The 23434-nt window shown below is 62.3% G+C and carries 27 protein-coding genes; 19 read left to right on the forward strand and 8 right to left on the reverse strand.

Annotated features, from left to right (window positions below):
* Positions 1 to 36 precede the first annotated feature (36 nt).
* Both nadA and nadC read right to left on the reverse strand, forming a co-directional pair.
* Positions 37 to 1152 carry a quinolinate synthase NadA gene (gene nadA, locus ACXJKE_RS05935; protein WP_457279619.1) on the reverse strand — a complete coding sequence of 372 codons (1116 nt, stop codon included), beginning with the start codon at positions 1150 to 1152 and terminating at the stop codon, positions 37 to 39.
* Positions 1149 to 2027 carry a carboxylating nicotinate-nucleotide diphosphorylase gene (gene nadC / locus ACXJKE_RS05940; protein WP_457279620.1) on the reverse strand — a complete coding sequence of 293 codons (879 nt, stop codon included), beginning with the start codon at positions 2025 to 2027 and terminating at the stop codon, positions 1149 to 1151. The genes nadA and nadC overlap by 4 nt, the downstream gene beginning before the upstream one ends.
* Positions 2028 to 2188: 161 nt before the next feature.
* Here nadC and panD point away from each other — a divergent pair, with 161 nt between their 5' ends.
* The 9 genes from panD to ACXJKE_RS05985 all read left to right on the forward strand — a co-directional run bounded on the left by panD (position 2189) and on the right by ACXJKE_RS05985 (position 9876).
* Entirely contained in the window at positions 2189 to 2569 is a 381-nt protein-coding gene (gene panD / locus ACXJKE_RS05945; protein ID WP_431095265.1) for an aspartate 1-decarboxylase, read from the forward strand.
* An 80-nt stretch (positions 2570 to 2649) separates the two neighbouring features.
* Entirely contained in the window at positions 2650 to 3984 is a 1335-nt protein-coding gene (locus tag ACXJKE_RS05950; RefSeq protein ID WP_457279621.1) for an adenosylmethionine--8-amino-7-oxononanoate transaminase, read from the forward strand.
* Positions 3977 to 4669 (forward strand): dethiobiotin synthase, encoded by a 693-nt coding sequence (gene bioD, locus ACXJKE_RS05955; protein ID WP_457279622.1) that lies wholly within the window; start codon positions 3977 to 3979, stop codon positions 4667 to 4669. Before ACXJKE_RS05950 ends, bioD begins: the two co-directional genes overlap by 8 nt.
* On the forward strand, positions 4666 to 5874 hold the full coding sequence (gene bioF, locus ACXJKE_RS05960) for an 8-amino-7-oxononanoate synthase (RefSeq protein ID WP_457279623.1): 1209 nt from the start codon (positions 4666 to 4668) through the stop codon (positions 5872 to 5874). The genes bioD and bioF overlap by 4 nt, the downstream gene beginning before the upstream one ends.
* A 63-nt stretch (positions 5875 to 5937) precedes the next feature.
* Positions 5938 to 6960 (forward strand): biotin synthase BioB, encoded by a 1023-nt coding sequence (gene bioB / locus ACXJKE_RS05965; RefSeq protein WP_457279624.1) that lies wholly within the window; start codon positions 5938 to 5940, stop codon positions 6958 to 6960.
* Between the two features lie 88 nt (positions 6961 to 7048).
* Positions 7049 to 7951: a 3-methyl-2-oxobutanoate hydroxymethyltransferase gene (gene panB, locus ACXJKE_RS05970; RefSeq protein ID WP_457279625.1), complete on the forward strand. Its 903-nt coding sequence runs from the start codon at positions 7049 to 7051 to the stop codon at positions 7949 to 7951.
* A gap of 26 nt (positions 7952 to 7977) precedes the next feature.
* Complete coding sequence (gene panC / locus ACXJKE_RS05975) at positions 7978 to 8826, forward strand: pantoate--beta-alanine ligase (RefSeq protein ID WP_457279626.1); 849 nt, start codon at positions 7978 to 7980, stop codon at positions 8824 to 8826.
* Between the two features lie 176 nt (positions 8827 to 9002).
* Positions 9003 to 9467, forward strand: a complete 465-nt coding sequence (locus ACXJKE_RS05980; RefSeq protein WP_457279627.1) for an N-acetyltransferase family protein — start codon at positions 9003 to 9005, stop codon at positions 9465 to 9467.
* 79 nt (positions 9468 to 9546) lie between these two features.
* Positions 9547 to 9876 carry a cupin domain-containing protein gene (locus ACXJKE_RS05985; RefSeq protein ID WP_457279628.1) on the forward strand — a complete coding sequence of 110 codons (330 nt, stop codon included), beginning with the start codon at positions 9547 to 9549 and terminating at the stop codon, positions 9874 to 9876.
* A 117-nt stretch (positions 9877 to 9993) separates the two neighbouring features.
* On the opposite strand, the gene ACXJKE_RS05990 is transcribed toward ACXJKE_RS05985, so the two are convergent.
* The 4 genes from ACXJKE_RS05990 to ACXJKE_RS06005 form a co-directional block, all read right to left on the reverse strand.
* Positions 9994 to 11010 (reverse strand): NAD(P)H-dependent glycerol-3-phosphate dehydrogenase, encoded by a 1017-nt coding sequence (locus ACXJKE_RS05990; protein ID WP_457279629.1) that lies wholly within the window; start codon positions 11008 to 11010, stop codon positions 9994 to 9996.
* 46 nt (positions 11011 to 11056) lie between these two features.
* Entirely contained in the window at positions 11057 to 11521 is a 465-nt protein-coding gene (secB, locus tag ACXJKE_RS05995; protein ID WP_457279630.1) for a protein-export chaperone SecB, read from the reverse strand.
* 192 nt (positions 11522 to 11713) lie between these two features.
* Entirely contained in the window at positions 11714 to 11977 is a 264-nt protein-coding gene (gene grxC, locus ACXJKE_RS06000) for a glutaredoxin 3 (protein ID WP_457279631.1), read from the reverse strand.
* A 160-nt stretch (positions 11978 to 12137) separates the two neighbouring features.
* The gene (locus ACXJKE_RS06005) at positions 12138 to 12548 is read right to left on the reverse strand and encodes a rhodanese-like domain-containing protein (protein ID WP_457279632.1); all 411 of its coding nucleotides are present in this window, start codon (positions 12546 to 12548) and stop codon (positions 12138 to 12140) included.
* Positions 12549 to 12939: 391 nt separating this feature from the next.
* On the opposite strand from ACXJKE_RS06005, the gene gpmA reads away from it, so the two are divergent.
* The 3 genes from gpmA to ACXJKE_RS06020 all read left to right on the forward strand — a co-directional run bounded on the left by gpmA (position 12940) and on the right by ACXJKE_RS06020 (position 16174).
* On the forward strand, positions 12940 to 13683 hold the full coding sequence (gene gpmA / locus ACXJKE_RS06010; protein ID WP_457279633.1) for a 2,3-diphosphoglycerate-dependent phosphoglycerate mutase: 744 nt from the start codon (positions 12940 to 12942) through the stop codon (positions 13681 to 13683).
* A gap of 197 nt (positions 13684 to 13880) precedes the next feature.
* Positions 13881 to 15320 (forward strand): S41 family peptidase, encoded by a 1440-nt coding sequence (locus tag ACXJKE_RS06015; RefSeq protein ID WP_457279634.1) that lies wholly within the window; start codon positions 13881 to 13883, stop codon positions 15318 to 15320.
* An 89-nt stretch (positions 15321 to 15409) separates the two neighbouring features.
* Positions 15410 to 16174, forward strand: coding sequence for a HesA/MoeB/ThiF family protein (locus ACXJKE_RS06020; protein WP_457279635.1), 765 nt, complete (start codon positions 15410 to 15412; stop codon positions 16172 to 16174).
* Between the two features lie 31 nt (positions 16175 to 16205).
* Here the strand turns inward: ACXJKE_RS06020 and ACXJKE_RS06025 are convergent, their stop codons facing one another.
* Positions 16206 to 18221, reverse strand: coding sequence for an AsmA family protein (locus ACXJKE_RS06025; RefSeq protein ID WP_457279636.1), 2016 nt, complete (start codon positions 18219 to 18221; stop codon positions 16206 to 16208).
* Positions 18222 to 18565: 344 nt separating this feature from the next.
* Here ACXJKE_RS06025 and ACXJKE_RS06030 point away from each other — a divergent pair, with 344 nt between their 5' ends.
* On the forward strand, positions 18566 to 18946 hold the full coding sequence (locus ACXJKE_RS06030; RefSeq protein ID WP_457279637.1) for a response regulator: 381 nt from the start codon (positions 18566 to 18568) through the stop codon (positions 18944 to 18946).
* Between the two features lie 2 nt (positions 18947 to 18948).
* On the opposite strand, the gene ACXJKE_RS06035 is transcribed toward ACXJKE_RS06030, so the two are convergent.
* A complete protein-coding gene (locus tag ACXJKE_RS06035) occupies positions 18949 to 19581 on the reverse strand; it encodes a response regulator (RefSeq protein WP_007867910.1) in 633 nt (210 codons plus the stop codon).
* 130 nt (positions 19582 to 19711) lie between these two features.
* Here ACXJKE_RS06035 and ACXJKE_RS06040 point away from each other — a divergent pair, with 130 nt between their 5' ends.
* The 6 genes from ACXJKE_RS06040 (at position 19712) to ACXJKE_RS06065 (ending at position 23393) form a co-directional block, all read left to right on the forward strand.
* A complete protein-coding gene (locus tag ACXJKE_RS06040) occupies positions 19712 to 21052 on the forward strand; it encodes a sensor histidine kinase (protein WP_457279638.1) in 1341 nt (446 codons plus the stop codon).
* 261 nt (positions 21053 to 21313) lie between these two features.
* Positions 21314 to 21478, forward strand: coding sequence for a DUF1328 domain-containing protein (locus ACXJKE_RS06045; RefSeq protein WP_457279639.1), 165 nt, complete (start codon positions 21314 to 21316; stop codon positions 21476 to 21478).
* 99 nt (positions 21479 to 21577) lie between these two features.
* Positions 21578 to 21961, forward strand: coding sequence for a glycine zipper domain-containing protein (locus ACXJKE_RS06050; RefSeq protein ID WP_457279640.1), 384 nt, complete (start codon positions 21578 to 21580; stop codon positions 21959 to 21961).
* Positions 21962 to 22022: 61 nt separating this feature from the next.
* Positions 22023 to 22388, forward strand: a complete 366-nt coding sequence (locus tag ACXJKE_RS06055) for a hypothetical protein (RefSeq protein ID WP_457279641.1) — start codon at positions 22023 to 22025, stop codon at positions 22386 to 22388.
* Positions 22389 to 22392: 4 nt separating this feature from the next.
* Positions 22393 to 22845, forward strand: a complete 453-nt coding sequence (locus ACXJKE_RS06060) for a hypothetical protein (protein ID WP_457279642.1) — start codon at positions 22393 to 22395, stop codon at positions 22843 to 22845.
* A complete protein-coding gene (locus ACXJKE_RS06065) occupies positions 22842 to 23393 on the forward strand; it encodes a ferritin-like domain-containing protein (RefSeq protein WP_457279643.1) in 552 nt (183 codons plus the stop codon). Before ACXJKE_RS06060 ends, ACXJKE_RS06065 begins: the two co-directional genes overlap by 4 nt.
* The last annotated feature ends 41 nt before the right edge of the window (positions 23394 to 23434 follow it).

A 23434-nucleotide genomic window follows, 5' to 3' on the forward strand; every position in this document is an offset into this window, starting at 1 on the left:
TCAAAACAGGAGCGTCTACCGTACCCGGATCCGGCCTCAAGCCGCACCGATATGCGGCACCAACCCTGCGGTGGGCTGGCCGTTTTTCAGCGCGGCGGTAAACGCCAGCATGCGGTCTATCGGCAGCCGGGCACGCAGGCCCAGAGCAGGATCTATCTTCACTTCATGCGCACCGGTTTCCAGCACATGGGCCAAACCGGCCAGGCCGTTCATGGCCATCCACGGGCAGTGTGCGCAGCTTTTGCAGGTGGCGCTGTCGCCGGCGGTGGGCGCTTCAATAAACACTTTACCGGGGTTGAGCGTGCGCAGCTTGTGCAGCATGCCGTTGTCGGTCGCCACAATGAATTCGCGCGCGTCCATCTCGCGCGCCGCCTTCAAAATTCCCGAAGTGGAGCCCACGGCATCGGCCAGCGCCACCACGTCCGCAGGTGACTCGGGGTGCACCAGCACTTTGGCGCCAGGGTGCTCTTTTTTCAGGGCCTGCAGTTCAAAGGCCTTGAATTCGTCGTGCACGATGCAGGCGCCATTCCAGAACACCATGTCGGCACCGGTCTCGCGCTGGATGTAACTGCCCAGGTGCCGGTCGGGCGCCCAGAGGATTTTCTGGCCCTGGTCTTTCAGCGCACGCACGATGTCGAGCGCGCAGCTGGATGTCACCACCCAGTCGGCGCGCGCCTTCACGGCGGCGCTGGTGTTGGCATACACCACCACCGCGCGGTCCGGGTGGGCGTCGCAAAACGCGCTGAATTCATCCACCGGGCAGCCCAAATCAAGCGAACAGGTCGCATCAGGGTCGGGCATCAGCACGCGTTTTTCAGGTGAAAGAATCTTCGCCGTCTCACCCATAAAGCGCACACCCGACACCACCAGCGTCTGTGCCGCATGGTCGCGGCCAAAACGCGCCATCTCCAGCGAGTCCGACACCAGGCCGCCGGTCTCTTCGGCCAGGTCCTGCAGGTCGGGATGCACGTAGTAGTGCGACACCATGACGGCGTTGCGGGCCTTGAGCAGTTCGCGGATGCGGGCCTTCAGCACGGTGCGCTCGGCCTGCGTGGGCTCGGCCGGCACACGGGCCCAAGCCTGGTGCGTGCTGCAAGCCGCGCCCTCGGGCTGCTCGTAGTCCACACGGATGACGGGCAAAACCACGCTCATGCCGCCACCGTGCTCTCGGCGTCGAAGCGCATGGAAAAATCAATCGCCCGCACGTCTTTGGTCAGGGTGCCGATGGAAATCCGGTCCACGCCGGTTTCGGCCAGGGTGCGCAGGCCCTCCAGGGTGACCCCGCCCGAAATTTCAAGGATGGCTCGCCCATTGTTGATGCGTACAGCCTCTTTGAGGTCGGGCAGGCTCATGTTGTCGAGCAGCACCATGCGCGCACCGGCGTTCAGCGCCTGGGCCAGCTCGTCCAGGTTCTCGACTTCGATTTCCACAAAATCAGCCTGCGCGGCGACGTCCGCAGCGCGTGCCAGCACCTGCGCGATTCCCCCTGCGGCCGCGATGTGGTTTTCCTTGATGAGCACGGCGTCATACAAACCCACCCGGTGGTTGGTTCCGCCGCCCGCGGCGACCGCGTATTTTTGCGCCAGCCGCAGGCCGGGAAGGGTCTTGCGTGTGTCCACAATAGCAGCCCGCGTACCTTTCACGATGTCAACATAAACGGCCGTTTTACTCGCAACGGCGCTTAACAGCTGTAAAAAATTGAGGGCCGTGCGTTCAGCCGACAGCAGGGCACGGGCAAGCCCGCGCACTTCAAACACTACCTGGCCGGCTTCGCAACGCTCGCCATCCAGCACATGCCAGACCAGTTGGGCATCCGGATCCAGCTGCCGCATCGTGGCCTCGACCCAGGCGCTGCCACACACCACAGCGCTTTCACGCGCCACCACCTGCGCCCGTGCCTGGCGGGCCGGGTCAATCAGTGCGGCGGTCAGGTCGCCGCTGCCAATGTCCTCGGCCAGCGCGCGTGCCGCATCCGCCCGGGCCAGGGCGCCCAGCGCTTCAGTCGTGAAATCAAATGACTTTTTCATAAGTAATCTAAGAAAGAAACCGCGCAGTACCCTGCACTAAACTATTGAGTAGACCTCAAAACTGCCGCGAATGTTACAGCGCCACCTGCCGCTGCCCGCCGCCGGCCCCCTTTCGCCCACCCCGGCGTTTTCCTTTTGCCTGAGTACACCCTCCACACCCCATGTTCAGAACGCTGCTCAAGTCCAAGATTCACCGCGCTGCGGTAACCCACTGCGAACTCAACTACGAAGGCTCCTGCGCCATCGACGAAGACCTGCTGGATGCCGCCAACCTGGCAGAGAACGAGCAGGTGCACATCTGGAACATCAACAACGGTGAGCGCTTCATCACCTACGCCATTCGTGCCGAGCGCGGCAGCCGCATCATTTCGGTCAACGGTTCCGCCGCGCGGCGGGCTGCCGTGGGCGACCTGGTCATCATTGCGGCGTTTGCGCAGGTGCATGAAGAGCATGTCGCGGGCTTCAGCCCCAAGCTGGTGTTCGTCAATCCGGACAACCGCATCAAGGAAGAGCGCTCGACCATTCCGGTGCAGAAGCCCTGACCCGCGCCCGACTCGTGCTTTAGCTCCGGCTTGCAGCGCACGCCTGAGCTTTCGCCCTCCACTCCTCACCACGGGCCTCCATGGACAACCTCTCAATGATCCAGCGCAGCCTGCGCCATGTGTGGCACCCCTGCACGCAGATGAAGCTGCACGAGGCGCACCCCCCGGTACCCATCGCCAGGGCCGAAGGGGTCTGGCTGTACGACTTTGAAGGCCGGCGTTACCTGGACGGCATCAGCTCGTGGTGGGTCAACCTGTTCGGCCACGGCCATCCGCACATCAAGGCGGCGCTGCGCGACCAGCTGGATCGGCTTGACCACGTCATGCTGGCCGGTTTCACGCACCAGCCGGTGGTGGAGCTGTCTGAGCGGCTGGGCGCATTGACCGGGCTGGGCCATGCTTTTTACGGCAGCGACGGCGCCAGCGCCACAGAGATCGCGCTGAAGATGAGCGCGCATTACTGGCGCAACACCGGAAAGCCTGAAAAGTGCCGCTTCATCGGGCTCGCAGGCGGTTACCACGGCGAGACCGTGGGCGCACTGGCCGTGACGGACATTGCCATTTTTCGTGAAGCCTATGCGCCGCTGGTGCGGCTGGCAGCCACCGTGCCCAGCCCCGACGCACGCGGCGCGCAGCCCAGTGAAAGCGCTGCAGACGTAGCACGTCACGCAGCCGCAGACCTGCAAAGCTGGCTGGAGCAGCATCATGCGCAAACCGCCGCGCTCATCCTGGAGCCCATGGTGCAGTGCGCGGCCGGCATGGCCATGCACGATGCCGCCTACCTGCGCGAAGCGCGCGCACTGTGCGACCGCTATGAGGTGCATTTGATTGCCGATGAAATCGCCACCGGATTTGGCCGCACCGGCACCATGTTCGCGCACCAGCAGGCAGGCATACGGCCTGACTTCATCTGTCTCTCGAAAGGACTCACGGGCGGCACGCTGCCGCTGTCGGCGGTGCTGACGACCGACGCGGTATACGAGGCGTTTTATGACGACGACGTGGCGCGCGGCTTTTTGCATTCGCATTCCTACACCGGCAATCCGCTGGCCTGCCGCGCCGCGCTGGCCACGCTGGAGCTGTTCGAGCAAACCGATGTGCTGGCAGACAACGCAGTCCTGGCCAACACCCTGGACCGGGCCTTCGCGCCGCTGACTCAGCACTCTGCTGTACGGAACGCACGCAGGCTGGGCATGATCTGGGCTTGGGACATCGAGCCCACGACGGCGCCCCACTTCGCACGCCGCTACACGCAGCACGCCATGGCCCACGGCGTGCTGCTGCGCCCAATCGGCCACACGGTCTACGCCATGCCTCCCTATGTGATGGATGAAGAGGCGATTGGCCACCTGGCGCGCGGCGCGCTGGCCGCGCTTGACGCCACCCTGGCCGAAGAAATTACTGCACATGGCTGAAGCGGCGCACAAGACGGTTTCGCTGTTTGTCACCGGCACCGACACCGGCGTGGGCAAGACGCTGGTCAGCGCTGCACTATTGCATGCGCTGGCCCACCGGCATCTGCGTGTGGTGGGCATGAAGCCGGTGGCGGCAGGCACGGTGCCGATTGACGGTGTCGATGCCAACGAAGACGTGCTCGCCCTGCGCGCAGCTTCCAGTTGCCGCGTACCACCCGAACTCGACAACCCGGTGCTGCTGCCCGACCCGGTGTCACCACACATCGCAGCCGCCCGCGCCGGTGCGCGCATTGACATTGCCCACCTGGTAGCCTGCCACCGCCAGCTCGCGCTGCAGGCCGATGCCGTGGTGGTGGAAGGCGCGGGCGGCTTTCATGTGCCGCTCTCGCCCACGGAGACCGGCGCCGATCTGGCCCAGGCGCTGGGCCTGCCCGTGGTGCTGGTGGTGGGTCTGCGGCTGGGCTGCCTGAACCACGCCCTGCTCACCGCCGAAGCCATCCGCGCGCGCGGTCTCACACTGGCCGGCTGGGTGGCCAACCACATTGACCCAAACATGCTGGCGCAGGGGGACAACATCGCCTTTCTACAAAAGCAGTTGCAGGCGCCATTGCTGGCCACCGTTCCCTGGCAACCCAACATTGACGCACGCAAGGTCACCATCAACCTCCCCACTGAATGGCAATGAACATCACCTCCTCCTGGCTCGACGAATTTCCGGCACGCGTTTCCGAACTGGACCGCACGCACCTGCGCCGCCAGCGCCGCGTGGTCATGCCTGAAAGCGGCGCACGTCTCTCGGTTGACGGGCACAGCATGCTGGCCTTTTGCAGCAATGACTACCTCGGCCTGGCCACGCACCCGGCCCTGGTGCAGGCAGCCTGCACCGGCGCACAAGCCTACGGTGTTGGGTCGGGTGCATCGCCACTGGTCAGTGGCCACAGCGCCGCCAACGAGGCGCTGGAACGCGAACTCGCGGCCTTCGTGGGCCTGCCGCGCGCGTTGTATTTTTACGCGGGCTACGCCACCAACATCGGCATCGTGCCGGCGCTGGTGGGTGCCGGCGACGCGATCTTTTCGGATGCACTGAATCACGCCTGCCTGATTGACGGCGCAAGGCTGTCGCGCGCAAAAATTCACCGCTACGCACACACCGACCTGGACGCGCTGGCGCGAGAGCTCGCGCAAAGCGACGCGCCGCGCAAGCTGGTGATCAGCGACGCGGTGTTCAGCATGGACGGCGACAGCGCCGACATTCCCGCCCTGCTGGCGCTGTGCGAGCGCCATGACGCCCTGCTGCTGCTGGACGATGCACATGGCTTCGGCGTGCTGGGCCCGCAAGGGCGCGGCAGCCTGGCCGCCGCGGGGTTGTATGGCGCCAAGGCCTCGCGCCGCGTGCTCTACATGGCCACGCTGGGCAAGGCGGCAGGCGTGGCCGGTGCGTTTGTAGCGGGCGACGAGGCCCTGGTTGAATGGCTGCTGCAAAAAACCCGCAGTTATATTTTTGCCACTGCCGCGCCGGCGCTGCTGGCCAGCGCGCTGCGCGCCAGCCTTGCACTGATTGAACAGGATAACTGGCGCCGCACGCATTTGCAGCAACTCATTGCGCGGTTGCGCAGCGGCTTGCTGGCGGGCCTGAAAGGCAGCCACTGGCAACTGCCACCCTCGCAGACCGCCATCCAGCCGCTGCTGATCGGCCGCAACGACGAAGCCCTGGCCGTGATGGAAGGCCTGCGCATACGCGGCATCTGGGTGCCGGCGATTCGCCCGCCCACCGTGCCCGATGGCACGGCGCGCCTTCGCATTGCGCTGTCGGCCGCGCACACCGAAGCCGATATCGACCTGCTGGTCGAAGCCCTGACAGCCCTGGCAAAGCATCCGCTGCCAGGCTGAAGCAAGCTTCAGAAAAACGCATCAGATAGACTCAAAAACCATTCCCCGAAAGGAAAGAGAACCATGTCCCACGTTGCAGAACAAACCATCACGCTTCACCGCCCGCGCCCTCAGCCATCGCCAGCTGAAAAGGCCGGCACCGAACGCTGGAGCGTAGACGCCATCGAAGCGCTGTTCAACCTGCCTTTTCCGGAGCTGATGCACCGCGCCCAAACGGTGCACCGCGAAAACTTCGATCCCACGCACATCGAGTTCGCCACGCTGCTGTCCGTCAAGACCGGCGGCTGCGCCGAAGACTGCGGCTACTGCCCGCAGGCCGCGCGCTACGACACCGGCGTGGAGGCCAGCAAGCTGATGGAGCCGGCCGAAGTGCTGGCCGCCGCCCAGCGTGCGCAGGCCGCGGGCGCCACACGTTTTTGCATGGGCGCCGCGTGGCGCTCGCCCAAAGACCGCGACATTGAAAAAGTCGCCGAGCTGGTGCGCACGTTGAAGGCGCTAGGCCTGGAGACCTGCGCCACGTTGGGCATGCTGGAAGACGGCCACGCGCAAACGCTGCAAAGCGCGGGCCTGGACTACTACAACCACAACCTCGACAGCGCGCCTGATTTTTACGGCGACATCATCACCACGCGCGACTACCAGGACCGCCTGGACACGCTGGCGCGCGTGCGCAGCGCCGGCGTCAAGGTCTGCTGCGGCGGCATCGTCGGCATGGGTGAGACGCGCCGCCAGCGCGCCGGCCTCGTGGCCGAGCTCGCCAACCTCACGCCCTACCCCGAGTCAGTGCCCATCAACAACCTGGTGAAAATTGAAGGCACGCCGCTGGCCAACCAGGCCGATCTGGACCCGTTTGAATTCGTGCGCACGATTGCCGTGGCCCGCATCACCATGCCGACGGCACGCGTGCGCCTGTCGGCGGGCCGCCAGCAAATGGGCGACGGCGTGCAGGCGCTGTGTTTCCTGGCCGGTGCCAATTCGATTTTTTACGGCGACAAGCTGCTGACCACCGGCAACCCCGACACCGAGGCCGATGTGAAGCTGCTCGAGCGCCTGGGCATGAGCCGGTCCGCGCCTGAAGCGCGCTAAGACGCACGGCTTGTCTGGACTCTCTAAATCGAACACAAAAAAGCACGCTGAAGCTGGTTAGACTCTCGCTAAATTCCGGACCTGCCCCATGACGACACCTCCCAATACTTCCGTCACGCCCTACGGCACGCTGCCGCCTTCGTCTACGCCTGCCACGCCGCCTGCGCGCAAGCCGGTCAGCCTGCCGCGTCTGCGTGAAATGCAGGCGCATGGCGAAAAGATCACCATGCTGACCGCCTACGACGCCACCTTTGCCGCCGTGGCCGACGCTGCCGGCGTGGAATGCATCCTGGTGGGCGACTCGCTGGGCATGGTCTGCCAGGGCCTGACCAGCACCGTCGGCGTGACGCTGGAGACCATGCGCCACCACACCGAATGCGTGGCCAACGGCCTGCGCCGTTCGCAGGCCACGGCCTGGCTGATCGGCGATTTGCCGTTTGGCAGTTACCACGAGTCCAAAGAGCAGGCGCTGCGCAGTGCCGCGGTGCTGATGCAGGCCGGTGCCCACATGGTCAAACTTGAAGGCGGCGGCTGGACGGCCGAGACGACGCGCTTCCTGGTCGAGCGCGGCATCCCGGTCTGCGCCCACTTGGGGCTGACACCGCAAACCGTGCACGCGCTGGGCGGCTACCGCGTGCAGGGCAAGGGCGACGAAGCCGCTGCCACGATGACGCGCCACGCGCGCGAGCTGCAGGACGCAGGCGCCGCCATGATGGTGCTGGAGATGGTGCCTGCGGCCCTGTCGGCCACGCTCACACAAGAACTCACCCATTGCGCCACCATCGGCATTGGTGCGGGCAACGGCACTGCCGGCCAGGTGCTGGTGCTGCACGACATGCTGGGCATGAACCTGGGCAAGATGCCGAAGTTTGTGCGCAACTTCATGGAAGGCCCGGACAACAAGACCGCCAGTGTGCGCGGCGCCATGGAAGCCTATGTGCGCGCCGTCAAAGACGGCAGCTTTCCGGTGAATGCCACCCATGCCTGGTAGCCCCACCGCCCCTTTCAGGAGACAAGATGCAGATCGTCCACACCATCCCGGAGCTGCGCGAGGCCCTCAGCCCGTTTAAACGCCCTTCCTTCGTGCCCACCATGGGCAACCTGCACGACGGCCACATCGCCCTCGTCAGGCAGGCCAAGCCGCTGGGCGACGTGAGCGTCTCCAGCATCTTCGTGAACCGCCTGCAGTTCGCGCCGCATGAAGACTTCGACAGCTACCCGCGCACGCTGGACGCCGATGCCGAGCGCCTGAAAGAGGCCGGCTGCAACGTGCTGTTTGCCCCGCTGGAAAAGCACCTTTACCCCGAGCCGCAAAGCTACAAGGTGCATCCGGCCACCGACTTGAGCGACATCCTTGAAGGCCACTTCAGGCCCGGTTTTTTTATCGGTGTGAGCACCGTGGTGCTCAAGCTGTTTTCCTGCGTGTTTGCCGGTATGCCCACGGGCGTGGCGGCTTTCGGCAAGAAGGATTACCAGCAGGTGATGGTGGTGCGCCGCATGGTACAGCAGTTCGCGTTGCCGATCGAGATCCTGGCCGGTGAAACCCAGCGCGCCGAAGACGGCCTGGCGCTGTCGTCACGCAACGGCTACCTGAACGCCACCCAGCGCGCCGAAGCGGTGGAGCTGTCCAAAGCGATACGCGCATTGGGCGAAGCCGCCCGCGCCAGCGGCACGCCCGACCTGCCAGCCCTGGAAGCGCAGGCCATGCAGGCGCTGGCCCGCCGCGGCTGGAAGCCCGACTACCTGACCGTGCGCCGCCGCGCCGACCTGCTGGCGCCGCAGGGCCCGCTGGCCGATGTGCCGCTGGTGGTGCTGGGCGCGGCCAAGCTGGGCAGCACCCGGCTGATTGACAACCTGGAAATCTAGGCCCGGACCAAACTCCGGCCAATTCCGGCCACCGCCGGAGGTCATCCGGCGGGCCGCCACGTTGCTCCATTTTTGATAGCTGCCCGCGCTTATTCAGACTGGTCTGTAGCCATTTTTCTTTAAAAAACCCCAGTTGACGCCTGATGGCGGATTTTTGTCTTTTTTAACAGCTCAACATGAACACCCCCTCCGTACGCCTTGCCACTTTGGACGACCTGCCGGCCGTGGCCGCGCTGTTTGACGCCTACCGCCAGTTTTACGAACAGCCCGCTGATGCCGCGCTGGCGCTGGACTTCATCGGCAACCGGATGCGAAACCGCGAATCGGTCATCCTGGTGGCCGAGCCGGAAGGCGCGCCCGGTGCCGGCCCGCTCGCCGGTTTCTGTCAGCTGTATCCCGGCTTCTGCTCGGTGATCGCCCAGCCCATCTACACGCTGTATGACCTGTATGTAGCGCCCGCTTCACGCAAGAGCGGCGCCGGCCGCGCGCTGATGCAGGCCGCCCACGTGCACGCAAAACAGCACGGCTTTGCGCGGCTGGACCTCACCACCGCCAGGACCAACCACACCGCGCAGGCGCTGTATGAGTCCCTGGGTTGGGTTCGCGACGACATCTTCCTGGCGTACAACAAGGTGGTTTAGGGCCTGCCCGGGCGGGCCTTGGGGTATAACGCTTTCAGTTGGTTCAGGCATATGCCGCCACCTTTGCAGGAGTTTCACCATGGCCATTCCCCACGCCGCCTCCGGGCAACTCATCGACGTCCAGCCGCTGGCAGGCAAGCTCCTGGAGGCCCGGACCGTCGCGCTGTTCAAAAGCGATGAGCTGGAAGTCATGCGCCTCATCGTGCCGGCAGGCAAGCTGGTGCCCTCGCACCGGGTCAAGGGCGAAATCACCGTGCAATGCCTGGAGGGTGAAGTGGCCTTCACGGCAGAGGGGCAAACCCAGCGCATGAAGGCAGGCCAGCTGCTGTGGCTGGCGGGCGGCGTGGAACACGGCCTGACCGCGGTGCAGGATGCATCGCTGCTGGTGACGCTGCATTTGCGAAAGTAGGGGCGGCCCCTGCTTCGCGGATTAATGATGTTTCAGGGCTTTAGCCCAATAGGGGTAAGCGCAAGCAGCTATTAATTCAATAGCAAAAACGGGAACCCGGAAAAATCAACCGCGCAGTCAGGCCAGTTCGGCAGTCGGATCGCGGCCCATCAGCGCCGCCACAGCCTCAGCCGGCCTGAGCTTGCCGTCCAGCAAGGCCACCACGCTTTGTGCAATCGGCATCTCGATGCCCAAACCGGCCGCGCGCTGCACCACGGTGCGGGCGCAATACACGCCCTCGGCCACATGCCCCAGCGAATCCACGGCCTGTGCCAGCGTCTTGCCCTCGGCCAGCAACAGGCCCACCTTGCGGTTGCGGCTCAGGTCGCCGGTGGCCGTCAATACCAGATCGCCCAGGCCCGACAGGCCGGTGAAGGTTTCGGCCCGGGCGCCCAGCGCCACACCCAGCCGTGTCATTTCGGCCAGGCCGCGGGTGATCAGCGCAGCGCGGGCGTTCAGCCCCAGCTGCAACCCGTCGCAAAGCCCCGTGGCGATCGCCAGCACGTTCTTGACGGCGCCGCCCACCTCCACCCCCACGACATCGTCATTGGCGTAAACGCGCAGGGTGGCGCTGTGAAAGGCGGCTACCAGCGCTTCGCGTACTTCAGGATGTTCACTGGCGGCCACCAGCGCGGTCGGCTGGCCGCGGGCGACTTCGAGGGCGAAGCTGGGCCCGCTGAGCACACCCGCTCTTAAATTGATAGCAGCTTGCGCCCGTATTTCATGGACCATCAGGCCAAATGATGCTGAAGACGGGGCTGAGGCAAGAGGCGCCTCAAAACCTTTGCTCAGCCAGGCCACGGGAACGCTGGCGTGCTGCAGGGACTGCAGCATGCCGCGCGCCGCTGAGACGGGCGTTGCCAGGATGAGGAGGTGCTGCCCTTGAATCGCCTCTGCCAGAGGTACATCGCCGCCTTGCAGCCGCAGGCTGGCAGGCAGGGGAACGCCAGGCAGGTAGCGGGCATTGGTGCGGCTGGCCTGCAAGTCTTTGGCCTGCGCAGCATCGCGCGCCCACAGGGTGACATCGTGCCGAGCCGCGCTGCTCACGGCCACAGCCGTACCCCAGGCGCCGGCACCGATGACCAGAATTTTCATGCGTGGATGGGCGAGAAGACAGACACCGGGCAGCCCCGGCAGCCCATCAAACGATGATCTGGGGAGCGGCCGATTCGGCAGCGGCCTGGGCCTGCTGCTGTTCGTACATGGCCTGGAAGTTGATTTCAGCCATGTGCACAGGCGGGAAGCCGCCGCGCTGGATCACGTCAGCGACATTGCCGCGCAAGTAGGGGTAGACGATTTGCGGGCAGGCAATGCCCAGGATGGCGCCCATCTGGTCTTCGGGCACATTGCGGATTTCAAAGATGCCGGCCTGCTTGGCTTCCACCAGAAACACGGTTTTGTCGCCGATTTTCGTCTGCACGGTGGCCGTCACGGAAACCTCAAAAAGGCCGTCTGCCACGGGGGTGGCGCCCACGCCCAGCTGAATGTCAACCGCAGGCTGCTCCGGGCTCAGCAGGATTTCGGGCGAATTGGGCTGCTCCAGCGACACGTCCTTGAGGTAAACGCGCTGGATCTGGAATACGGGGTCAAGATTGGCTTCAGCCATGGTGCTCTTTCGGGTACGGGGGAAAGTTGGGGTTCAGATGCGCGGCAAGCCGGCGACCAGCGAATGATTATATGGACCCGTGGATGTGGCCCCCACGGTCGCTTACTTCGTGTAACTCCCTACCCCCCGAGGGGGCCGCCCGCCCTCCGGCCCGGCAAAGCCGGTTCCGGGGCTCATGCTGGCGAAGAGAGATCAGGCGGCGGGATTCAATAGAGGCATCAGGCCGCCGCGGCTGTCGAGGGCCATCAGGTCGTCGCAGCCACCAACATGGGTGTCGCCGATAAAAATCTGCGGCACGGTGCGCCGGCCGGTGATGTCCATCATTTTCTGGCGTTCACCGGGCACCATGTCCACACGAATTTCGTCAAGCTCGGTGACGCCGCGCTGCTTCAATATCTGCTTGGCCTGGATGCAATAAGGGCAGGTACCCGTGGTGTAAATTTTGACGGTTTGCATGGTTCCTCCGGAGGAGCTGGTCTACGCGCAGCGCAGGAAAAATGGATAGCCAGGGTGAAAGCCGGGCCAACGCCCGGTCGCCATGGCGTTGCAGCTTTCATGCCTGCCAAAAACCGGATCAGGAAACTGCTCAGAACTGAACTGAACTGATCTGATCTGATCAGGCCTTCTCAAGTGGCAGGTTAGCCTCTTTCCACGCTTTGAGCCCACCGCCCAGTGATTGGGCCTGCTCGTAGCCGAGCTTTTTGGCGACGGCGACGGCGCGGCCGGCGCGGGCACCCGTGGCGCACACCAAAATCAGCGGCAAAGCCTTGTTTTTGACGGTAGCGGGGAGTTTTCCTTCCAGCTCGCTGAAAGGCACGTTTTTGGCGCCCGTGACATGGCCGGCAGCGAATTCTTCGGCCTCGCTGACGTCCACCACCACCGCTTTTTCGCGGTTGATCAGCTGTACGGCGCCGCTGGCCGTGAGCGCGCCGGCGTTCATGCCGCTGGCAATCATGGGCCAAACCAGCATGCCGCCCGAGGCGACCGCTATCGAAATCAGCATCCAGTTATCGATCAGAAATTTCACGTTGTACCCTTTGTGTGTCTTGGAGCGCTTTTTCAGCGAACCCATGATTTTAGAGCCTGTCTACGATCTAAACGGGTCGCGTTGGGGTGCAATCGGGATGAGTGAGCCGACCGGGCACGCCGCATGGGCTAATGCCCATGCAAGGGGCTGGGGGGCTCAATCGCCCGATTTCACCCCAACCCGGAGGGCAAGCACCTTCTCGGGCGGTCTGCGGCGTTGCGGCGCTAACCCATAGCTAAGCTATGGGCAGCACACCGCGCCTTGCATCCCATCCCGAGAAGATGCTTGCGCGGCCCTTTTAGATCGTAGACAGGCTCTTAAAATAGAGGGAGAAAACGCCCTGCCGGCCGTCCTCCTTATTCCCCTTTTTCCACTCCCTATCCTTCCCATCATGTACAAACTCGTGCTTATCCGCCACGGCGAATCGACCTGGAACCTTGAAAACCGCTTCACCGGCTGGGCCGACGTTGACCTCACCGAAACCGGCATCGAACAGGCCAAAAACGCCGGCAAACTGCTCAAAAGCGAAGGTTATGACTTTGACGTGGCCTATACCAGCGTGCTCAAGCGCGCGACCCGCACGCTCTGGCACACGCTGGACGAAATGGACCGCACCTGGCTGCCCGTGGTGCACAGCTGGCGTCTCAACGAGCGGCATTACGGCGATCTGCAGGGGCTGAACAAAGCCGAAACAGCGAAAAAGTTCGGCGACGAGCAGGTGCTGATCTGGCGCCGCAGCTATGACACGCCGCCCCCGGCGCTTGATGCCGCCGACGAGCGCAGCGAACGGAACGACCCGCGCTACGCGAAGCTGCAGCCCGGCCAGGTGCCGCTGACCGAATGCCTCAAGGACACGGTGGACCGCGTCCTGCCGTTCTGGAATGAGTCCATGGCGCCGGCCATCAAGGCAGGCAAACGCATTGTGGTGGCCGCCCATGGCAATTCCATCCGCGCCCTCGTGAAGTACCTGGACAACATCTCCGACAGCGACATCGTGGGACTCAACATTCCCAACGGCATCCCGCTGGTCTATGAGCTGGACGCCGAACTGCGGCCCTTGCGCCATTACTACCTGGGCGACAGTGAGGCCGCGGCCAAGGCGGCAGCGGCCGTGGGTGCGCAAGGCAAGGTTTGAGGGGCAATTCAATGGCTCCCGGCACTCCCGCGGGAGCCATTCTTGTAAAAGTCCTGTAAAAACTGGCTGTTTTGGCTCTTTTGCGGCGCCGGGCCGCACGAATGGCGGAACTGTGGCGACCGGCCTTTCTCCAAGGTGTATATTGCTTCACATAGGGGGAGCAGGGGCTCTTCAACAGGTTTACGAAGGTATTTTCTATGGGTCAGAAGCTCAAGATAGCAGGCTGGATTTCAATTGGTGCCGTGGCCGGAGCCCTCACCACCGTGCAGCTGCAAGCCGTGGCCCGTGCCGGTCTGGCACCTCTTCCCCTGGAAGAACTGCAGCAGCTCGCCGCCGTTTTTGGCATGGTCAAGACGGACTATGTCGAACCGGTGGACGAGAAAAAACTCATCACCGATGCCATTTCCGGCATGGTGGCCAGTCTTGATCCGCACTCGGTTTACTTCGACAAGAAGTCGTTCAAGGAATTCCGGGAAGGCACCACAGGCCGTTTTGTCGGTGTCGGCATCGAAATCAGCCAGGAAGACGGCCTTGTCAAGGTGGTGTCTCCCATCGAAGGCTCCCCTGCGGACCGTGCCGGCCTCAAGCCGAACGACCTGATCACACGTATCGATGACACGGCAGTCAAGGGCCTGAGCCTCAACGACGCTGTCAAGAAAATGCGCGGCGAACCCAAGACCAAGGTGCTGCTGACCATCTTCCGCAAGGACGAAAACCGCACCTTCCCGGTCACCATCACGCGCGAAGAAATCCGCACGCAATCGGTCCGCAGCAAAGTGGTGGAGCCCGGCTACGCGTGGATTCGCCTGAGCCAGTTCCAGGAACGCACGGTCGACGACTTCGTGACCAAGCTTGAGCAGATTTACAAGCAGGAGCCCAACCTCAAAGGCCTGGTGCTGGATCTGCGCAATGACCCGGGCGGCCTGCTGGATGCGGCAGTCGCCGTCTCGTCGGCTTTCCTGCCTGAAAACGTCACCGTGGTGTCCACCAACGGCCAGCTGGCTGAAAGCAAATTCACCTACAAGGCTGCGCCCGAGTTTTACCAGCGCCGCAACGGCGCCGACCCGCTCAAGCGCCTGCCGGCTGCCCTCAAGAACGTACCGCTGGTGGTGCTGGTCAATGAAGGCTCGGCCTCTGCCAGCGAAATCGTCGCCGGTGCTTTGCAGGACCACAAGCGTGCCACCATCATGGGCAACCAGACTTTCGGCAAGGGATCGGTGCAAACCGTCCGCCCCCTGGGGCCGGATACGGGCCTGAAGCTCACCACCGCGCGTTACTTCACGCCCAGCGGGAAATCCATCCAGGCGCGCGGCATCGTGCCCGACGTCATGGTCGATGAAACCGCTGAAGGCAGTCCTTTTGCCGCATTGCGCACCCGTGAAGCCGACCTTGAGAAACACCTCAACAGCGGCCAGGGCGCTGAAGTGAAAGACGCCGGCCGCGAGAAGGCTCGCGAAGAGGCCCTGAAGCGCCTTGAAGAAGAAGCCAAGAAGACACCTGAGCAGCGTCGCCCGCCTGAACTGGGCAGCGACAAGGACTTCCAGCTGGCTCAGGCGATCAACAAGCTCAAGGGACGTCCCGTGCTGGTCAGCAAGACCGCCGTGGTCGAACCGAAAAACGAGAAAAAAGACAACTAGGCCGAGACGGGGAGCGGAGCCGGCTTGCGCCGGATCCCGCCCTGCCCCTTCCGGGCCAGCCCGTCCTGCAGCCTGAACGGTTTCCCCTCATGAACGACGAACAGCTGCTTCGTTACTCGCGGCACATCCTGCTCGACGAGATCGGCATCGAAGGCCAGGAAAAAATTCTCCAGTCGCATGTGCTCATCGTCGGTGCGGGCGGGCTGGGCTCGCCCGTCGCGCTTTATCTGGGCAGCGCCGGTGTCGGCCGCATCACCATCGCTGACCATGACCGGGTGGATGCCACCAACCTGCAACGGCAAATCGCCCACAACCTGTCTCGCATCGGGACGTTCAAGGCAGAATCCGTTGCCCAGTCCATCGCGGCCATCAACCCCGACGTCGTGGTCACCCCGGTTACCCGGCGCGCAGAAGGCGCGCTGCTCGATCAGCTGGTCCATGACGCCGATGTTGTGCTGGATTGCACGGACAACTTCTCCACGCGCCATGCCATCAACCGCGCTTGCGTCAAATACCGCAAGCCATTGGTATCGGGTGCAGCCATCCGTTTTGACGGCCAGATCGCCGTCTACGATTCGCGGCGCGAGGATTCGCCGTGCTATGCCTGCGTGTTTCCCGAATCAGACCAGCTGGAGGAAGCCCTTTGCGCGACGATGGGCGTTTTCGCGCCGATGGTCGGCATCATAGGCAGCACGCAGGCGGCCGAAGCCCTGAAGCTGATCTGCGGCATCGGCGGGTCGTTAACCGGACGGCTGTTGATGCTGGACGGCAAACACATGGAATGGAGCGAGATGAAAATGGCGCCCCATGCGGCATGCGCAGTCTGCGGCGGCGGGGCCAAAAAAATTCCCTGAAAGAATCCGGCCGAAAGGCCGCGGGGAAACCTTATCTGGTGGCCGATGCCGGCATCCGCGAACCGGCAGCAGACGCTGCGGCCTTCGCAAGAATCGCTGCACAGTTTTCGTCCTGGCCCGGTCCGGTTTCAATGGTAGCGGCCAATGCCAGCAAGGGATTGATCACACCCAGTCCGATAGCAACGGCTGCACGTCCCGCGAGGGCTCCCTTGTCAGGGCCAGCCGATGGAGAGGCGAAGGTACCGCCAATCTTCAGGGGAGACCGCAAGCTCAGTATGCTGCGGTCTTTGGGCGCCGGATCCAGAACAAGGTCCAGCGTCTCATCGGCAAGGCTGATCTTTCCGCGGCCGTTGATGACCGTATCTGCCGTATCCAGAACAATGGTTTTGGTAGTCATCACGCCTTTGTTCACTTCAAAAGCCGCAGCAGCGCAGCGCAACTGCACATTGCGGTCACCACGAACCAGGAACTTGATCACCTCTCCGCCGTCCAGGCCCATGAATTCGAGCAGGATATTGCTGATCTCACCCTTGCCCATCAACACGGCGACGTCGCCGGATGCGGTTCCCAGCATTTGTGCCAGTGAATTTCCACGCCCTTTCAGGTCCAGCTGGCCGCTGACCTTGCCCAGACTGCTCTTGGTCGTTTCAACGGCAGGAAAGAGCTGGTTGAGCTGCACGGCCCGCAGGTCCAGCCGCGTCGTGAAAACCGCGGGCACAGGGTTGGAGTCGATGCGGATACTCCCTGCCACCGTACCGCCGGCAATGCCCAGCGAGATCGGTTCGAGTTGCAAAACACCGGCTTTAAGCTGAACATGAACGCTGCCCTTGTCGAGCGGCAGTACTTTCACATGCCGTATATCAGCCGCCGAATAAATCACGTCGGCGTTCATCGCCTGCAGCCGCGTCACATCAAGCGCTGCGACAGGCAGAACCTTGCGTGCAGCGGGCACCGTTTTTCTGCCCGGCGCCGCCGCCACCGAATCGCTGTCAGTCCTGGCGACGGGTGTGTCGGCACTGGCAGGCGTGGCCTTCCCTGATGGGGCCAGACCGATCACGGGCGCGAGGTCGGCAAAATCAAGCAGCCTTGACTGGACCTTGCCGGTCAGAAGCGGCACGGCGGCGGACTGGTCAAAACTGAGCGCCCCATTGATATCCGAACTTCCCAGAACGCCCTGCATTTGGGTGGCGGCCCACACTTTGCCATGCCTGGCCAGTTTGCCCCGGACTTTGTAGGGCGGTGTTGAAGGCAGCACAACGCCCACGAGCTTGTAGAGTTCTTCCAGGTTGCGTCCCTGCAGGTCGAAGGTCGCGTCGATGCCGGCCAGCTCCGCGAGATTGGAGACCGAGCCTTTGGCCTTGAGGCTGGTCTTGCCGGCTACGGCGTTCACTTCTACCTGAAACGGCGCTTCGAGGTCTTTACTCAGCTGGAGTACGCCGCTGGTGCGGCCAGTCGCATTGAAGGACTCGTTTTTCCATTTGCCGGTGGCCTTGTAGCTCAGGGGCAACTGCTCATTTGCTTCTTGTGCCAGTGAGAACTGAACATGGATATTGGCGCCTTGCGCTGCAGCCTGGTAGTCAACCGTGCCGCGGTCGATGACCAGCGCGTCGATCCGTGGAACGGATCCTTCGTCCGACGTATCCCGTGACAAGGCCCAGGTCCGGCGGCCATCGGGCTCTATTTGAAGCCCAATCTGCGGCTCGGTCAGCACAATCCGGGGCAACTCTACCCGGCCAAAGAGAAGCGGCAACAACCGGATATCAAATTCTGCGGCAGTTGCCGTCACCAGATAGGGTTTGCTGGCCCATTCGGGGTTCGCGATTTCCACCCCATCGGCCTTGACCGTAGCAGTGCGTCCGAGCTGCACCGACAGGTGCCGGGTAATTTCAAATCGCCTTCCGAGTTGCTCGGATACATGACGATTGATCGGGCCACGAAGCATGTCCCAGGGGAAAAACACCGCAACCAGCACCAGACCCGCCGCCAATACGGCAATGCCGATGAGTGTTCTACGCAGAAGAGGCGATGAGGACAAGACGTTGTTCATGTGCTGGGGAGGAATCGTTCAAACCATTGCAAGGGCAGTCTGTAATGGCCAACAATGCGCGGCTGCCCACAATGTCCATCACCCTTACAAGCGCGTTGAACTACAGTGAATCCAATGTGCGTCAGCTCACCCCACAGGGCAGTCGGCAAGCGCCATAAGACGCTGTGGGCATGTGCCTACAGTTTTTTCGAGCGAGTCGTAGGAAACCTCCTACAGGCACTGCCCTTGGTCACTGGCAGAATGGGCCACAATAAAAAGATACATTAGGAAACAAGGACACCGCGTTCTTGAGCCTTTTGTAATATTTCCGAGAAGCACGTAGCCTTCCCACCTGGACCCGAGCAGTGAGACTGAAAACGTACATCGTAGAAGACAATCCCACCATTCGAGAGAATCTGATCGGGACGCTTGAGGAATTGGCAGGCATTGACGCGGTAGGCACCGCCGAAACTGAAAACGAAGGCAAGGCCTGGCTGGTCGAGAACAGCGGCGATTGGGATTTGGCGATTGTTGACCTGTTTCTGAAACAGGGAAGCGGTTTGGGTGTGCTGGCTGCCTGCCGCGATCGCCCCTCCACGCAAAAAGTCGTGGTCCTCAGCAATTACGCCACTGCAGACATCCGCCAGAGATGTGCCCAGCTCGGTGTTGATGCCGTTTTTGACAAGTCCAACGAAATCGATGCCCTGGTGGACTATTGCATCCAGCAGAGCACCATTTCAGATTGAACTCAATCAATCAGCTTGTTCTTGAGCGCGTAGTAGGTCAGGTCGCTGTTGGAGGACAGGCTCATTTTTTCCATGACACGCGTCCTGTAGGTACTCACGGTTTTCACGCTCAGCGAAAGCGCCTTGGCAATGTCGCCAGCGGTTTCACCCTTGGCCAGCTTGAGAAAAACCTGGAACTCCCGCTCGGACAATTGTTCGTGAGAGGCCACGTCGTTGGGCCGGTTCAGCTGCTGCGCAAGGAGCTCTGCCACCGCCGGGGTTATGTAGCGTTTTCCAAGAGAAATCACGCGGATCGCATCCACAATCTCGGATGGATCGCATTCCTTGTTCAGGTAGCCGCTGGCGCCCTGGCGAATCAGGTTGACCGCATAGTGCTCTTCAGGATAGCCGCTCAGAATGAGGATGCCGACATCAGGCGCTTTGGCGCGAATCATGGCCAGCGCATCGATGCCGCTTTGCCCAGGCATGGACAAGTCCATGACCAGAATATCCAGCTCAACGTTACGCACCAGATCAATTGCCTCGCGGCCACTGCCGGCTTCTCCCACGACACGCAGGTCCACCTGGTCGGAAAAAAACTGTTTGAGTCCAGAACGCACAATGGCATGGTCGTCCACAATTCCAATTTTGATCATGTCGCTGTCTTTCTATAAGGTCTGCGCAAGCGGGCAACGCAATGAAAAAGATGGCCTGCAGGACATCCGCATTGATTTTCAGTGTTCATTATTGACGAAATTCTCACCGAATGACTGAACGGAGTTTGCCGTGAAACGATTTGCGATCCCAAAAATGGCCATCAGCCTGCCCCTGGCGGTGCTGGCTGCCGCCATTCTTATCTTCATAAACGAGGCAAGCTTCCAGAAATCCACGGAGGCGGCGGCCAGTATTGAGGAGGCCCAGCAAACCCGCGGCGCCATCAACCGGTTGATGCAGCACATGCTGGACGCGGAAACCGGGCAGCGTGGCTACCTGCTGACCGGCGACGTTCGATATCTCGAGCCCTACAACTCCGCCCTGGCCGATATCGACCAGAACCTGGATGCCTTGCGCCGGCTGTTCACCCCTTACCAGGATCAACTTGCAGAGTTCGGCGTCATGTCCAGGCATGTTTCGCGCAAGCTGGCCGAAATGGACCTGAGCGTGCGCATGCGCAAGGAAGGCAACGAGGACGCCTGGAAATTTGTCCTGACCACGGACGTCGGGAAGGAGCATATGGAGGCGATTCGCGCGCAGTCCGCGAAACTGGCCTCCAACAGCGTCAGCAAAATGGAACAGGGGCAGGTTCAGATCAAAAAGGCGCTGGAGCTCTCCCGCATCGGCATTGCGGCAATGGCTTTGGCGGGCCTGCTGGCTTTCTATATGTACCTCCTTCAGACCAAGGCGCTGCTTGCTTCCGGCCGGCGCGAGCAGGAATCCCTGCAACGCGAGCGCGACTTCCTCGAAATACAGGTACGTGAAAGAACCGCCAACCTGGCCGAGCTGGCTACCCACCTCCAAAATGTGCGCGAGGACGAACGGGGCCACCTGGCGCGCGAACTGCATGACGAACTGGGCGCACTTTTGACCGCCGCGAAACTGGATGTGGCCCGATTGAAATCCCGCCTGGCAGGCAATCTGCCGGAAGCGGCTGAGCGGCTCACGCACCTGACCAACACGCTTAACAGCGGCATTGCGCTGAAACGCCGCATTGTGGAAGACCTGCGGCCGTCCTCACTGTCGCACCTCGGCCTGGTCGCCTCTCTCGAGATCCTCGCACGCGAGTTTGAAGAACGCTCCGGACTCTCCATCACCACCGATCTGGAGCCTGTGGAACTCGGCGGCTCAGCGCAGCTGACCATCTACCGGCTGGTGCAGGAGTCACTGACAAACATCGGCAAATACGCAGAAGCCAGGCAAGCCGAGATCAGCCTTCACAACTTCGACAGCTACATCACGGTAGAAGTCAAAGACAACGGCAAAGGCTTCAAGCTTGAGAGCGTGGGCCCGGGAAGCCATGGCCTTGCCGGCATGCGCCATCGCGTCGAAGCCGCAGGCGGACGGCTGACGGTGTCCAGCACCGAAGGCGATGGCACGCGCATTTCAGCAGTGCTGCCCAAAACACTGTGACCGGTCTCTGAACGCGGCGCGGGGCAGGTCACCTGCTGCTGCGCCCTGCCCGCCAAAGTGCTCAACATCTCTCAGCTTTTCGAGGCATGCACTGCGCTGCCAGCGTAACAAAATGTCGGTCACCTCCTACAGGGCATGGCCGCTCGAACTGACAGGGGCACACGCTGACAGCCGATGAAGAAAACTGAAGGCACTCATTAACCTTGCTGAAGGCGTTTCAAAAGAAGCACCACCCCCTTTTAGCCAAGCAAGGAGCCCGAGATGCTGCACTACTCCGTCGTTTTCCTGATCATCGCGCTGATCGCTGCCGTGTTCGGTTTTGGTGGCATCGCCGCAGGTGCCGTCGAGATCGCCAAGATCCTCTTTTTCATCTTCGCCGTCATGGCCATCGTGAGCTTTGTCATCAGCTTGCTCCGAAAGAATTGATCCAGCCATTCCGAGAGTGCCGAACGCTTTTTATGAGCGAGCGGCGCGCGCTCTCCTTGCATCTCCGTCGTCATTCACTCAACTCACCAAGGACCTGACATGAACACCCAAACCGCCACCAAGACCGCCCGCCAAAGCTCGGATGAGTTGCTGCAGAACGCAGAAAAAGCAGTTGACTCCACCCGCAGCTATGCCAACGAGGCATTCGACAAGGCAGAAACCAAAGTGCGCGAACTGCGCGGCAGTGTGGATCCCGTCGTGGACATGTTGGCATCCAAGGCCCAGCACCTTGCCCGTCAGAGCCTCGATATCGCCTCTGAAGCCAAGCATCGCGCGCAGCAGTCGCTGTCCAATGCCGCAGGTGCAACCACCCGTTATGTTGCTGAGCAACCCCTGCGTTCGGTGCTGATTGCCGCTGCCGTCGGTGCCGGCATTGCGCTGCTGGTGTCGTCTGCACGCCATCGCAACCAAAACCGTTACTGATCGCCAGGCTCGCGCCCGCCCCTTTTCCGGTACGACCACAGCACGCAGATTCGCCCCACCAATGCTTCACCCCCTGTTCTCCACCATCGTGCAGCGGCCTGACCTCGTCATGGACCATGTCTCTGCTTACGCGGCGCTCTTTCATGAAGAGGCTTCCGATGCGGGTGCCGAGCTGGTTGCACGGGCTGTGGCGTGGGTGATTGCGGTACTGGCGGCCGCCGTATTTTTGGGACTCGCAGGAACGGCCGTCATGCTGGGGGCGCTTCAAAACCAGTTTCACTGGGCACTGGTGGTGGTTCCGGGCATTGCACTGGCCATCGCCATCGGGGCAGCATTGCGCGCGAAAAAACCTTTCGCGAATGAACGCTTTCCCGAGTTGAAAGCCCAGATTGACAGCGACGCGCGCGCATTGCGCATGGCCGCCTGAACCGATGTCCACCCTCACCGCCCCAACGCCGCAGGAAAGGCTGGCCAGCAGCCGCAAGGCCATTGTCCGGCACATGAGCCGGGAAAAGCTGGACCATGAAGAAAACCCGGGCAATGCAGAGACCGGCCCGGAGAATGATCCGGCGCACTTTCTCGACCGCGGAACCTGGGGCGTTCTCAAACATGCCTTGGGGAGCTGGTGGCGACATCACCCCGTGAGCGTGGCAGTTGACATTGCCCGGCCGATGATTGACAGGTACGCCGAAGAAAAGCCGTTGCAGCTATTGGGTATTGCAGCCGCGGCAGGCGCTGCAGCGGTCGTACTGCGGCCCTGGCGCCTGGTATCACTTGGCGGCTTGCTGCTGGCCGCCCTCAAGACGTCCGAACTCCCGGGCACCTTGCTGTCCATGCTGTCTGGCGCGCCGCACAAGCCTGAAAAAACACCCTACACACGATGAACACCTCCACGCTTTCCCGCTCCGCCCCCGACGAGCTGGTGCTCGATGAAACAGGGCTGAACGCAGCCCGGAGCAGCCTCAACGACGGCGCAATCACGCCGGCCTACGGGCCGCACCGCGACGCGATCGTCAAGCTGCTGAATGACGCACTGGCAACAGAACTGGTTTGCGTATTGCGTTACAAGCGGCACTACTTCATGGCCAGCGGTGTGTCGTCGCCGCCCATTGCCGACGAGTTCCTGGTCCACGCCAATGAAGAATCCGGACATGCGGACCGCATTGCCCGGCGCATTGTGCAGCTGGGCGGCGAGCCGGACTTTTCGCCGGCCACACTGCTGCAGCGCAGCCATGCGGATTACGACGAATCCAGTGACCTCAAAACCATGGTGCGGGTCAACCTGATCGCCGAACGCATCGCGGTTGAAACCTATCGCCAGATGATTGCACTGATCGGTGACAAGGACCCCACGACACGCCGCCTCTTCGAAGATGTTCTTGCCGATGAGGAAGAGCATGCCGACGAGCTCAAGGACTGGCTGGAGAAATAACGATTACCGCAGGTCGGCCGGCGTGGTGCCGCCAGTCGACA

This window comes from Polaromonas sp. P5_D5, from assembly GCF_054049435.1.

Excerpts from the sequence above, each read along its gene's own strand:
- nadA (WP_457279619.1), bottom strand. The coding sequence starts at position 1,152 with ATGAGCGTGGTTTTGCCCGTCATCCGTGTGGACTACGAGCAGCCCGAG.
- nadC (WP_457279620.1), bottom strand. The coding sequence starts at position 2,027 with ATGAAAAAGTCATTTGATTTCACGACTGAAGCGCTGGGCGCCCTGGCC.
- panD (WP_431095265.1), top strand. The coding sequence starts at position 2,189 with ATGTTCAGAACGCTGCTCAAGTCCAAGATTCACCGCGCTGCGGTAACC.
- ACXJKE_RS05950 (WP_457279621.1), top strand. The coding sequence starts at position 2,650 with ATGGACAACCTCTCAATGATCCAGCGCAGCCTGCGCCATGTGTGGCAC.
- bioD (WP_457279622.1), top strand. The coding sequence starts at position 3,977 with ATGGCTGAAGCGGCGCACAAGACGGTTTCGCTGTTTGTCACCGGCACC.
- bioF (WP_457279623.1), top strand. The coding sequence starts at position 4,666 with ATGAACATCACCTCCTCCTGGCTCGACGAATTTCCGGCACGCGTTTCC.
- bioB (WP_457279624.1), top strand. The coding sequence starts at position 5,938 with ATGTCCCACGTTGCAGAACAAACCATCACGCTTCACCGCCCGCGCCCT.
- panB (WP_457279625.1), top strand. The coding sequence starts at position 7,049 with ATGACGACACCTCCCAATACTTCCGTCACGCCCTACGGCACGCTGCCG.
- panC (WP_457279626.1), top strand. The coding sequence starts at position 7,978 with ATGCAGATCGTCCACACCATCCCGGAGCTGCGCGAGGCCCTCAGCCCG.
- ACXJKE_RS05980 (WP_457279627.1), top strand. The coding sequence starts at position 9,003 with ATGAACACCCCCTCCGTACGCCTTGCCACTTTGGACGACCTGCCGGCC.
- ACXJKE_RS05985 (WP_457279628.1), top strand. The coding sequence starts at position 9,547 with ATGGCCATTCCCCACGCCGCCTCCGGGCAACTCATCGACGTCCAGCCG.
- ACXJKE_RS05990 (WP_457279629.1), bottom strand. The coding sequence starts at position 11,010 with ATGAAAATTCTGGTCATCGGTGCCGGCGCCTGGGGTACGGCTGTGGCC.
- secB (WP_457279630.1), bottom strand. The coding sequence starts at position 11,521 with ATGGCTGAAGCCAATCTTGACCCCGTATTCCAGATCCAGCGCGTTTAC.
- grxC (WP_457279631.1), bottom strand. The coding sequence starts at position 11,977 with ATGCAAACCGTCAAAATTTACACCACGGGTACCTGCCCTTATTGCATC.
- gpmA (WP_457279633.1), top strand. The coding sequence starts at position 12,940 with ATGTACAAACTCGTGCTTATCCGCCACGGCGAATCGACCTGGAACCTT.
- ACXJKE_RS06015 (WP_457279634.1), top strand. The coding sequence starts at position 13,881 with ATGGGTCAGAAGCTCAAGATAGCAGGCTGGATTTCAATTGGTGCCGTG.
- ACXJKE_RS06020 (WP_457279635.1), top strand. The coding sequence starts at position 15,410 with ATGAACGACGAACAGCTGCTTCGTTACTCGCGGCACATCCTGCTCGAC.
- ACXJKE_RS06025 (WP_457279636.1), bottom strand. The coding sequence starts at position 18,221 with ATGAACAACGTCTTGTCCTCATCGCCTCTTCTGCGTAGAACACTCATC.
- ACXJKE_RS06035 (WP_007867910.1), bottom strand. The coding sequence starts at position 19,581 with ATGATCAAAATTGGAATTGTGGACGACCATGCCATTGTGCGTTCTGGA.
- ACXJKE_RS06045 (WP_457279639.1), top strand. The coding sequence starts at position 21,314 with ATGCTGCACTACTCCGTCGTTTTCCTGATCATCGCGCTGATCGCTGCC.
- ACXJKE_RS06050 (WP_457279640.1), top strand. The coding sequence starts at position 21,578 with ATGAACACCCAAACCGCCACCAAGACCGCCCGCCAAAGCTCGGATGAG.
- ACXJKE_RS06055 (WP_457279641.1), top strand. The coding sequence starts at position 22,023 with ATGCTTCACCCCCTGTTCTCCACCATCGTGCAGCGGCCTGACCTCGTC.
- ACXJKE_RS06060 (WP_457279642.1), top strand. The coding sequence starts at position 22,393 with ATGTCCACCCTCACCGCCCCAACGCCGCAGGAAAGGCTGGCCAGCAGC.
- ACXJKE_RS06065 (WP_457279643.1), top strand. The coding sequence starts at position 22,842 with ATGAACACCTCCACGCTTTCCCGCTCCGCCCCCGACGAGCTGGTGCTC.